Annotated in this window: 12 protein-coding genes; 2 read left to right on the top strand and 10 right to left on the bottom strand. The window is 43.9% G+C overall.

The genetic code is table 11. From position 1 onward, the window contains the following. The 6 genes from ACX0G7_RS16115 to ACX0G7_RS16090 all read right to left on the bottom strand — a co-directional run. Positions 1-1,114: aspartate ammonia-lyase (locus ACX0G7_RS16115; protein WP_458924532.1), on the bottom strand; the 1,114-nt coding region annotated here is incomplete at its 3' end. Between the two features lie 104 nt (positions 1,115-1,218). Then, on the bottom strand, positions 1,219-2,265 hold the full coding sequence (locus tag ACX0G7_RS16110) for a type II asparaginase (protein WP_458924531.1): 1,047 nt from the start codon (positions 2,263-2,265) through the stop codon (positions 1,219-1,221). Between the two features lie 66 nt (positions 2,266-2,331). After that, positions 2,332-3,534: a DcaP family trimeric outer membrane transporter gene (locus ACX0G7_RS16105; RefSeq protein ID WP_458924530.1), complete on the bottom strand. Its 1,203-nt coding sequence runs from the start codon at positions 3,532-3,534 to the stop codon at positions 2,332-2,334. Positions 3,535-3,682: 148 nt separating this feature from the next. Then, positions 3,683-3,919 carry a hypothetical protein gene (locus ACX0G7_RS16100; RefSeq protein ID WP_458924529.1) on the bottom strand — a complete coding sequence of 79 codons (237 nt, stop codon included), beginning with the start codon at positions 3,917-3,919 and terminating at the stop codon, positions 3,683-3,685. A gap of 413 nt (positions 3,920-4,332) precedes the next feature. Next, positions 4,333-4,728, bottom strand: coding sequence for a hypothetical protein (locus ACX0G7_RS16095; RefSeq protein WP_458924528.1), 396 nt, complete (start codon positions 4,726-4,728; stop codon positions 4,333-4,335). Between the two features lie 134 nt (positions 4,729-4,862). Continuing rightward, positions 4,863-5,414: an RNA polymerase sigma factor gene (locus tag ACX0G7_RS16090; protein ID WP_458924527.1), complete on the bottom strand. Its 552-nt coding sequence runs from the start codon at positions 5,412-5,414 to the stop codon at positions 4,863-4,865. Between the two features lie 375 nt (positions 5,415-5,789). Here ACX0G7_RS16090 and ACX0G7_RS16085 point away from each other — a divergent pair, with 375 nt between their 5' ends. Both ACX0G7_RS16085 and ACX0G7_RS16080 read left to right on the top strand, forming a co-directional pair. Continuing rightward, positions 5,790-6,611, top strand: a complete 822-nt coding sequence (locus tag ACX0G7_RS16085) for a hypothetical protein (protein ID WP_458924526.1) — start codon at positions 5,790-5,792, stop codon at positions 6,609-6,611. A gap of 215 nt (positions 6,612-6,826) precedes the next feature. Then, the gene (locus ACX0G7_RS16080; RefSeq protein ID WP_458924525.1) at positions 6,827-7,333 is read left to right on the top strand and encodes an SHOCT domain-containing protein; all 507 of its coding nucleotides are present in this window, start codon (positions 6,827-6,829) and stop codon (positions 7,331-7,333) included. Between the two features lie 42 nt (positions 7,334-7,375). On the opposite strand, the gene ACX0G7_RS16075 is transcribed toward ACX0G7_RS16080, so the two are convergent. From ACX0G7_RS16075 to ACX0G7_RS16060, 4 genes are all read right to left on the bottom strand, one after another. Then, entirely contained in the window at positions 7,376-8,188 is an 813-nt protein-coding gene (locus ACX0G7_RS16075) for a PIG-L deacetylase family protein (protein ID WP_458924524.1), read from the bottom strand. An 85-nt stretch (positions 8,189-8,273) separates the two neighbouring features. Then, entirely contained in the window at positions 8,274-9,179 is a 906-nt protein-coding gene (locus ACX0G7_RS16070; protein ID WP_458924523.1) for a CE1 family esterase, read from the bottom strand. Positions 9,180-9,219: 40 nt separating this feature from the next. Next, positions 9,220-9,567, bottom strand: coding sequence for a hypothetical protein (locus ACX0G7_RS16065; protein WP_458924522.1), 348 nt, complete (start codon positions 9,565-9,567; stop codon positions 9,220-9,222). 89 nt (positions 9,568-9,656) lie between these two features. Continuing rightward, positions 9,657-10,610, bottom strand: coding sequence for a DUF5777 family beta-barrel protein (locus tag ACX0G7_RS16060; RefSeq protein WP_458924521.1), 954 nt, complete (start codon positions 10,608-10,610; stop codon positions 9,657-9,659).

The raw sequence follows: 10,610 nt of genomic DNA, 5'->3' as shown, positions 1-10,610 counted from the left end.
TCGTTACAGTTACGTCATTGCCGATAACTTTGAAGCACACGTTATTCATCAGTTCGGGCATTACGGGATTTACTTTTCCCGGCATGATGGAAGAGCCGGGTTGAAGAGCTGGCAGGTTAATCTCAAAGATTCCTGTACGTGGACCGGATGCAAGGAAGATCAGATCACTGCTTATTTTAGATAACGCCACGGCAAAGTTTTTCAATGCTGCGGAGTACATCACAAATGACTGCATGCTGCTTGTGGCGGCGATCAGGTCCTTTGCCAGGTGCATGGGTTTGCCGGTGATCTTAGCAAGATGTACTGCACATTTTTCAGCATAACCGGGAGTGGCAGTCAAGCCCGTTCCAATTGCTGTGGCGCCCATGTTTTCTTCATAAAAATACTCTTCGGTTTTACGGAGAATTTCTATCGCCGCATCGAGCTGTGAACCGAATGCATGGAATTCCTGGCCCAGCGTCATTGGTACGGCGTCCTGGCCTTCAGTACGACCCATTTTCAAAAGGCTTTTAAACTCGTCTCCCTTTTTGTGGAAGCCTTCAGCCAGGGATTTGGCCCCTGCTATCAGTTTGTCGTTATGTAGTAACAACGCTACGTGAATAGTAGTTGGGTACACGTCGTTTGTGGACTGCCCCATATTGAGGTCATCATGCGGTTCAATGTATTGGTATTCTCCTTTTTTATGGCCCATCATCTCCAGCGCAATGTTTGCCAACACTTCATTAGCATTCATATTTGCTGATGTTCCTGCTCCTCCCTGGTATAGATCAGTCAGAAACTGGTCATGATATTTGCCGTCCATCACGGCCAGGCATGCCTTCTCAATGCCGACAAGTCTTTCTTTTTTCATGGTACCGACCTCGGTGTTCGCCCGGGCGGCTGCAAGTTTTACCATTGCATAGGCACGCACATAATCCGGATAGAAGTTGGTCTTTACCCCGCTAACCTGGAAGTTCTCGAGTGCCCTCATGGTTTGTACTCCATAGTATGCATCTGCAGGTATCTGCTTTTCGCCCAGCAGATCTTTTTCGGTACGGGTTTGAGCTTGTAAACATTGGATGCAAAGAAGCAGCGAAAGCACCGATACCAGTTGGTAAATTTTTATCTTGTACATTTCATTTTATTTTTGTCTTCATAAAAAACTATTCGTCGAATAGACAACCGGGCTATCATCGCCAGCGGCCGATCCTATAAGAAGAACCAACACCTCACGACGTATTAATATTTAAAGAAAAGCTCCTGGAGTTGCTTTCTATCTTTGCTCCTGGTTAATCCTAACATCAGCAGTACCCTGGCCTTTTGAGGAGTAAGATCATCTGAAACAATGGTTCCTAATTGATCATCGTTTACTTCATCGTGTAGTACAACTCTTCCTGAAGGTGTGCGGCTTGCACGGCAAACAATAATGTTTGCAGCGACTGCGCGTTTTACGGCATCTGTATAAGCTTTGTTGAAGTTGCCATTTCCGACGCCTGCAATCACTATCCCATCAACTTTTTTACTGATCAGGAAATCCAGCACATCAGCGGGAGCATCAGCATACATATACACGATATCTACCCTAGGCAGTTTGGTGTCGGGTGTGAGTACGATCGGTTGAGTGGGGTTCACTTCCCGGGTAGAGGTGGAGTAATATTCTACTCTGCCATCATAAGCCTGGCCTACCGGGCCGGTATTAGGAGATCCAAATGCGTTTGTTTTTGTAGTGCTTAACTTCATTACATCCCTGGCATCGAAAATACCCTCGTTAAAACTAACCAGTACTCCTCTTCCTTTGCTTTTAGGATTGGCAGCAATGGTAATAGCATCATAAAGATTTTTTGGTCCGTCTGCACTGATAGCAGTGGAAGCGCGCATAGATCCGGTAAGCACAACAGGCTTATCTGAAGTAAGTACCAGGTCGAGGAAATATCCTGTTTCTTCCTGTGTGTCTGTGCCGTGTGTTACAACAATTCCATCTGCTTCATTATTTTTAAAAATTTCATTAGCACGAATAGCTAGTTTTTTCCAGATCTCTACAGTCATATCCTGGCTGCCGACCGATGCAATTTGCTCGCCGGTTATGTTGGCAATTTTTTTGACGGTAGGTATGGAGCCAATCAGGTCTTCAACCGGAATTTTTCCCGCAGTATAACCCGCACGGTCAGCTGAAGCACCTGCCCCGGCAATTGTTCCTCCTGTAGCTAAGATGATAATTCTTGGAAGCTGGGCCTGGGACGTTGAAGTCAGCAAGAACAGAGCAACAACGTAAATTAACTTTTTCATGATTCGCTATTTTAAGAAACGGTTAATGATATTATATAGTGAAGAACACGCTGCGCTGGTAGAAGTCTATTTTTTGTAGAAGGATTGTGTGAAATTGTATTTGAATGAGAACTGGACTTTTGTAATGGAAGTATTCCATCCATCACTGTAGTTTTCGCGGTCGCCATATTGAAATTCCACACCCATCATGGCGTTTGCGACGGGGTAGTACATGAGGTTCCCGACTATATAATTGCCTTTCTTGAACGCGTCGGGTGTTTGCCCGTCTGAATTGTCAATATCGATCATTGACCAGCCGATAGCGGTGCTGAACTTTTCGCTCCAGGTATGATCGAGGAAGGCAGTAACACCTATCATCGGTAGTGCTACGCCCTCTACAGGCGTGGTTGGATTTGAAAAATTGTTTTTAATTCCGACGTCAACCGGAGCGTCGTTCATGTAGTTTTGAATTCCTTCACCATATACTACGGCTCCCCTGAACACATCTTTCTTGCCAATTTTCAGATTGGTACTTAAGTTAAGACCCCAGCCAAGCGCATCTCCGGACAGATCCAGGGGATCAGTGTTCTGATCTTCCCACTCAATTCTCCTGGCTATACCGGCTAATTCAACATAACCCCACTTACCTGCGTGCCGGTATTCAGCTGATAAATCAGGAAGCGAAAAACGGGGAACCACACCCTGAAGTTCAACGCGACTTGCATAAACTCCCTGGTCAGCACTCGCCCCCGGCCTTTCCAACGCAATGGTCAGACGGGTATCTCCCTGGATGGGCATGAATCTCACCTGTACATTCCGGAAGAATGCCATTCCGGTGGGTCCCCAATATTCTACGGTATTGGGGAACACATCAATGTCCATGAAAGGGCTCCAGTATTGACCTACACCAAATTTGCCAAGTTCGGCATAAGCATGTCTCAGACGGATGGTTGTTTGCCCCGCGTCGACACCGGTTCCAAACATTTCAAATTCAAACTGTGTTCTCAGCTCTCCGAGACCTGTCTGAAAATAGTTTTTAAAACCAAGTCTCGTCTGGCGAACTGAAGCAAAAAAGTTTCCATCTGCGCCATACTGATTTTTATACGCAGGGAGTTTTGTAGGCCGTACAACGTCAAACCAATCAGGGTGTATCTGGTCGAAATTATAGCCTAAATCCGCCATGATAAAACCATAGATGTCCATCGTCTTTTTCTCTGTTTCTTCTTCCTGGGCCTGCAGGGGTTGAAGAAATGCCGATAGCATGATTACTGCAAAAACTGCAATTTTCATTAGTGGTTGTGTTTGCTTCATGTTAGTCATTGAATTAAATTTTGGTGTGAGAATGCCATGTCACCTTTAACCTCTAACCATGATATCTGTCTAAATTGAACAGCAGGACAAAAACTGTTTATACCTTCAGGTAACTCAATCCAATTCGCTAAGTTCTTTTGGTCACATACTCTACTATCTCTTTTTCAAGCTCCCTTGACAGGCGTTTATATTCGAGCTCCCTTTGCCTGTCTTCGATTGATTTTTCTTTGAACTCCTCAAGTCCCATTTTGCTGGTGAGGTAATCATCACAAAGAGTTCTGAAATCATCATCCACCTGATATAACATCTCGATGGTTTCTTTATACTTGGCGAATTGTGCAGTATTCAAAGCTTGGGGGATCATTAGATGAATATTAAACTGCCTGAGAAATTAAAAGACAATACTAGTAATCATTTTTATTCACGATCTATTATTAGGGGTAATTCACTGTTAAACTGCCGGTTTAACAACAGAGCCAGGCTACTATAAAAATCACTGATATAACTCGCTACAAATAGTACATCAGGATAAAAGCAAGTCGTTGAAGTATGATGAAATGCAATAGTTGAACAAAAGCATCCGTTGTTTGAAAGCAAAGGGTTGAAACGGCGAATCTCCATTAAACCTGCCTGGTGGCCCACGCAATGAACTTTAAAAAAAGGGGATGTAGAAACACCCCCTAAACCAAAACTAACTGTATATGAGAAAACTGATTAAGTTATTAGCTGTTTTGAGCAGATGTCGATTGTGATTTCATGTTCTGATGAAAGTCACAGTTATCTATGAGCTTGTAGGGATCGGGCTGAAAGGTGTTCGGGCAGACTGACCTTTGCGGTGTCTTTTTTGTTTGTTGTTTTTGTGAACGAACTGCATATCGACAGTCCGCCCACAACTACCGCGGCGGCTATGCCAACACGGGCAATATTCCGTCTGTCAGAATACGCTGCATTATCTATCCCCATTATCATTTCCCTCCTGATCTGTGCAAAGTTATGATCATGACCAGGGTATCCCCGGTTTCCTCCATCGTCGATGTCGTTATCATCCAACGACTCCCTGATAAGTTCCCTTAGTTCCGGCTCATTCAGTCTGTTCCGAAAGTAGCTTAAAAAACGGCTTACTTCCTCAGGCGAACACTGATCATTAAGGTATCTTCTGAATAAATCCTGCATACTTTGAGAAAGGTCACTAGCTATTACGATCGTTTCCAGGTTTTCCTCTGCTCAGCCGCGGGAATTATTTCGCTTCTTTATTTCAAACAGCGGATGGATTACTTTTTAAAAGCATTTTCCGGACGATGAGTGAATCAGCTATTTTTATCAAAATGATCCCTGATGGATTTTGTGCCTTTGACAATATGGTCACTGATAGTTGACACGCTGATGCCCAGCATTTCGCTCACTTCTTTATAACTTTTGGCATCGAGCTTGCACAGCCGGATAACCTGTCGACGTTGGGGTGGAAGCAATTCAATCGCCTGCCTGAGCATTACCAGGTGATTGCGATCGGCTGTGTTTTCAACGGTTACACACTGATCAACAGTTGCCAAAGCAAGCAGATTCGATTCAATAGTTTTCTCCCTCGCTGCTTTTCTGAAGAAATCATAAATTTTATTCTCGGCAATCTTAAACAGGTAAGATCGAAATGATTTTTCAGGGTCAATAAAACTTCGGTGTTCCCATAACTTAAGAAACACATCCTGTAGGATCTCTTTTGCCTGGGATTCAACCTTGACGAGCCTTATCAATTTTGCAAATAAGCGCGGGCTATACAAATGGTAAATTTTCTCAAAGGCTATCTCACTGCCCGAAACCATTTCCATTAAAAGGCTTTTTTCTTCCTGGATTGAGTGTAACAAAATTTCGATGATTTAAGTGAAATCAATGCATCAGACAACCTATCTGATATTTATCATTTTAAAGTCTGATAACCATTGCTTACTAACCAACCTCAAAACTATCTGATGAATACTTGTGTCAATTTTACAGAAAGTGTCGTCTGTGCCGGGAGTGAATGAAAGCACCAAAATGCTATAGGATTAGACGTATACAAATCCGCTTGCGTTTCTGTCGATGTGAAGGTAAAACCAATTCTGAATCCGATGCGTCAGTTCTTTGCCAAAATATCCAACCTTGCCCGTGTTATTGCCAAAAAAAACAACGGGAGCAGAGCATTTCTTATGAAGCTACGTAATAGCTATATCTATAGCTTCCACACCACTTAACAATTTATCATGGAAACGAAAACTGAATTTTCAGTAGAAGCCATCACCCAGCAAGCCAAGCGCATCCTTAGTTTTTCCATTTTTGTCAACTCCCCCGTGCTAAGCAGATTTCTTGAGTTTATTATTTATGAAACAATTCATAAAAAAGAAAGCCAGATTAAAGAATATGCTATTGCAATACACGTTCTTCACCGCTCAAGGGACTTTAATCCGAACGGAAATTCCATAGTCAGGATCCATGCAGGGAGGCTCAGGAGAGCCTTAAATGATTATTATCTTACGCAGGGTATTTATGATCCCATCATTATCCATATTCCCAAGGGTTGTTATGTACCCGAGTTTTGCGAAAGTGGAACGGCTAAACCCATCGACGAAGTATTACCCGTAATGTTGGAGCCAGCTTACAAGCCGCTGGTGGCTATTTTCCCATTCAGGGTTAGTACACAAAGAGAAGGGAACAACGAAATAGTCCTGATGCTTAAAGAATTGCTTTGCGAAGGGCTTTTAAGTTTTCATGACATTTCAGTGGTTGGTTACTATTCCCTCGAAATGAAAGCAAAAATCCGGGAGAACATTCTTGAGGCGGGGAAGGTGCTTGGTGCTGATTTCATTATTACTGGCAGCCTGATGTATATCGGAGAGCGGATCCGGGTGCTGATAAGTCTGCTCGTAACCGAAACCGGAGAACTGTTGTTATGTAAATCTTACGACAAGTCCGTTGATTGTAATTCAGTGTTTGATGTTAAAGATGATATTGTGCAACATTTTTCCGGTTTTGCAACCGATTGTTATGGAATACTCTTCCATGAATGGCAGAAGCATGTGATTTGATTTAAGAACATCCAAACGGTGAGAAACTATCCGGATGAAACAGGCTGTCAATGTTGCGCGGCCTGCTTTTTTTTTTTGGAAAGATGCTCTTTTAACTCATCGATTATCAATGTATTTAACGGTTAATCACTGAGCCGATTTCTTAACTGTTATCAGATTAGGTACATTGTCTTATATCGCAAGTATTTTCTTTACACCTAATAACAACAACCGTTATGAAAAGTATTATTCTCCTAGCACTTCTATTTGTCGTCACCCAGGCTTTCGGTCAGAAAAAAAAGAAAGTCGACCCCAAGGATGCCCAGATCGATTCTTTGACCAAAGCTTATAGCGCCTTGTCACTCCAGCTGGATTCCGTATCCAAAGATCAAAAGTTATATTATGGAGTGTACACAACCATAAAGGACAAGGTGTTACTGAAGGATTTCGATCCAGAGAAACTGCCTGTAATTATAGATTCGATAAGGGCGAGCCGGGATTCCACCTCTTCTCTGCTGGCGGCACCGATCGCTCCATTGAGAGATTCACTGGCCGCAGTATTAAAAGAGAACAATTCATTAAAGGCAAAACTCGACAGCATGAGCCTGGCCGGGGCAGCAGTAGCCGACAAATCCAAACTTGTTGCAGAGTTGAAAGAACTTAAGGGACTGCTCGATAGTAAACTGATCAGCCAGGAGGAGTTTGAAGCCAAGAAAAAACTGGTTATGGACAAGTGGAAATAAAACGCGGAATTTGTGAATAATTATAAGTATTGGCGTAATTGGTTACCTGTTTTCATTGAACAGTCCGTTTTGCTTTGATTCGGTTCCCCGATAGGACCGGAAAAAGAAGGTGCCGTTTTTTGTGTTCCAGAACATTTTCTGTAATTGATCGATCCCTTCTTTCGTGTACTGACTTTTATGACAATCCCAGGCCGTCCTGGCTTTCTGCATTTCTGCCTGGGAAACGGGAACTCGGATATTGAGGTAGGAACTGTCGACAGTAGCCACATACATTCCCCCCTGGGCTATCGATCCGGTGGGGACCTCGGTATAATATAAATTGGTTGGTTTGGCCCATTTCTTCATCGCAAAAACTTCGGTCACTACGTCACTTACACTACGATGATCAGGATGACCGGTTAACCCGGAAGAACCCCACGTAATGACCAGGTCGGGTTTGAGATCGTTAAATAACATGGTTATACTGCTGCGCATTTTTGCAAGCTGGCTGCTCAGGCTATCCATTCCTTCCTTCATGCGCATCTGGTCATGCAAACCCATGATGATCGGCTTGTTGATTCCAAGCGTGGTAGCCAGGCAATTGAGCTCTTCAGCCCGGACAGTGGCAAGGCTGTCCGGATCACGCATACCAAAATGCGGGGTGAAACCATAACGGCCGTCCGTAGCTACTGCAATGTACACGGCAGCTCCCGATGCGGCATATTTTGCCAGCACAGGCGAAACGGTTGATTCATCATCGGGATGCGCAAAAATCGCCAGGATTACCTTGTTTTGCTGACCGACACCCGGAATATATACCTGGAGCAGGCTGATCAGCATTCCTAAAGACAGGATTAAAGACTTTGGAGATTTCATATCATCCAAGTTACTAAATATGCCTGATGCCCGGGCTTGTGATTCAAGCAAGAAGTCAATGGCCTGGTGCCCTCGAAACTATGACTTAGGCCCCGGATGCATTTGCCTGAGGCCTGGTATTGGTGGCAGATCTTTTGAAAAAATTCCAGATGTACAGAAAGACGTCAATGTCGTTCGGATAATCATGATGTCCGCCGATCACTTTTAGCAGGGTGACTTCGGGTTTGTTCGGGGACTTGAAAGTGTAAGATTCGATCCGCTTTTTGTCCTCAGGATCAACATCCGGCAATAACTTTTTCACCGGCTTTCCTGTATAGCCGGCGAGGCGGGCCCAATACTCAAAACTTTTTTCGGTGCTCTGCACCACGCCAAAACTTGATTTGTTTACAAACATCTCACCGCCATTATAGGGGTTAACCTCATCGAGCGTGCCATTCACAATCATCACAGGCAAGGCTTTGCCCGAGGGTACGCAGTCCATAGATGCCGAGTCTGGCAGATTAGCAATAATCGCAGCTATGGCTTGAATTTGACCTGGCATTGTTAACCCTAGTTTGTACGCCATATGCCCACCCCCGGACATACCGGCAGCGAAAACCTTGTTTTTATCAACCTGGTAAAGGCTATCAAAATAATTGATCATTGCCTGGAAAAATGCCTGTTCATTCACATCTTCCTGGTTCGCCCGGGCGGTAGAATAGCGACGACATTCGTTCCAGAAATGCTGGTACCCGTCAGGATAAACAATGAGGAGTTTTTCTTCGGCAGACTTTGCCTGCAGTTTGGTACTGGACTTCGCCATATCTGATCCGGAACCTCCGGAACCATGCATGAGGAACAACAGGCTGCCGCCGGGTTGCGGATTGGCTGGTTTATTATAATGGAAACTTCTGTAACGACCTTCTATCAAAATGGAATCAGTCAGAAACTGGGCTTTGAGACTAGTGAAATGGAACAAGAAAAGGGGGATATATAGCAGGCATTTGCTCATGATTCAAATATAAGATGGTTGTCTTAAACAACCATTTCAATCATGCTGCAACCTTTTCATAGCCGGTGATACGGATTTCACTGATCTCCGAACCCGGGGTGACCGCAATCTTAATGCCCACCGGTCTGCCTTCTTTGAGCGCTGACTTATAATGTCGGATCTTATGATCACTATCAATAGTGTGCCAGCGAATCGAAATATTATTTTTCATTTCCGGACGCATCATGATGTGAACCTCGACCTTGTTTGAAAATTTTTCCTGGAATGCTTTGATGACTGTTATCCCATCCCAGCCGGTAATTGCTGTTCCTGTAATAACGCGATGGTGACCGGATCTGAAACAACTTAATAATAGCAGGGCAGATAGCAAGATGAATACTAATCTCATAGTCCGAATTTTAAATGAACGGAAGCTTTAGTGGCATATTGAGAAAGCCACCTTGAGATTAGTCGTCAATTGAAATAAAACAGTAACAGCTATTTTTTCTTTCTACCCAGTTGAAACGATCTTGAGATGTTGAAGCCAAACTGGATGTCTCCATCGAGCCAATCGTTGAAGGTCTCGGTAAGGAAAACTTTTTCATTCATGCCTGCGGCATTTGTGAAATGAAGCTGGAACACGTGCCCGCCGGTTTCGATATCAAAGCCAATGGAAAAGGGGTTATGGAATTCGTAGCTGACTGGCTGGTTAAAAACATAATAGTAGTCAACGTTCAGCGAAACGCGTTTGGACAGTTTTAATCTTCCACCAAGGCCTGCGGCAAAAACATCGTTTGGATCCTCAGCTGTCGGTACGAGGTTGCGATGAAGGTAAGTTGGATTCACTTGTAGTGTCAACGTCTCATTAAACTTCCTCCCGATGATAGCCTGAAAATAATATCCAAGCCGGTGCTTGAATTCGGGCTCCGGATCCTTTGAGCTCCATGATTCACCTATCATCGTCATACCTCCTACAAACACCAACGAAACAGGAACGTTTACAGAACCAACAGACTGTTGTAATGCGCGGTACTTCAAAAATCCATCTACCTCTTTGTGAAAACTGGCACGACCGATCCCCACGGTCAGATCTTTCGTAATTCCATAATCGAGACCAAGCCTGATCGTTGCTTCGTCCAGTCCAAAAAACTCTGAAATACCCTGGTTCACATTACCAAACCGGTGAAGGATGCGGAAATCCAATACGCCGGGCTTCAGCATCTCCAGGCTTTGAGACATAATAACCCGTGTTGACTTATATGCACCGGTAACATATTCACGCGATTTCGTACTGTCGGCAATGCCTTTCAGAAGATCATCATCCTGGCTATAAACATTGATATTTACGGAAAGGGCAAGCAGCAAATAAAAAACGCATCTCAACACTGGCTTATTGGTTTGATCTGAATTTTTCCGGGGTATAGGTCTTTTGGAAGAAATGTGCCTGCTCAT

Source organism: Flavitalea antarctica (assembly GCF_054461535.1).
The sequence above is the reverse complement of the archived record's forward strand: the minus strand, read 5'-3'. Positions and strand labels throughout refer to the sequence as shown.

What these genes read in the sequence shown, in the direction of transcription:
- ACX0G7_RS16110 (WP_458924531.1), bottom strand. Translation starts at nt 2,265, where the DNA reads ATGAAAAAGTTAATTTACGTTGTTGCTCTGTTCTTGCTGACTTCAACG.
- ACX0G7_RS16105 (WP_458924530.1), bottom strand. Translation starts at nt 3,534, where the DNA reads ATGAAAATTGCAGTTTTTGCAGTAATCATGCTATCGGCATTTCTTCAA.
- ACX0G7_RS16100 (WP_458924529.1), bottom strand. Translation starts at nt 3,919, where the DNA reads ATGATCCCCCAAGCTTTGAATACTGCACAATTCGCCAAGTATAAAGAA.
- ACX0G7_RS16095 (WP_458924528.1), bottom strand. Translation starts at nt 4,728, where the DNA reads ATGCAGGATTTATTCAGAAGATACCTTAATGATCAGTGTTCGCCTGAG.
- ACX0G7_RS16085 (WP_458924526.1), top strand. Translation starts at nt 5,790, where the DNA reads ATGGAAACGAAAACTGAATTTTCAGTAGAAGCCATCACCCAGCAAGCC.
- ACX0G7_RS16080 (WP_458924525.1), top strand. Translation starts at nt 6,827, where the DNA reads ATGAAAAGTATTATTCTCCTAGCACTTCTATTTGTCGTCACCCAGGCT.
- ACX0G7_RS16075 (WP_458924524.1), bottom strand. Translation starts at nt 8,188, where the DNA reads ATGAAATCTCCAAAGTCTTTAATCCTGTCTTTAGGAATGCTGATCAGC.
- ACX0G7_RS16070 (WP_458924523.1), bottom strand. Translation starts at nt 9,179, where the DNA reads ATGAGCAAATGCCTGCTATATATCCCCCTTTTCTTGTTCCATTTCACT.
- ACX0G7_RS16065 (WP_458924522.1), bottom strand. Translation starts at nt 9,567, where the DNA reads ATGAGATTAGTATTCATCTTGCTATCTGCCCTGCTATTATTAAGTTGT.
- ACX0G7_RS16060 (WP_458924521.1), bottom strand. Translation starts at nt 10,610, where the DNA reads ATGAGCAGGCACATTTCTTCCAAAAGACCTATACCCCGGAAAAATTCA.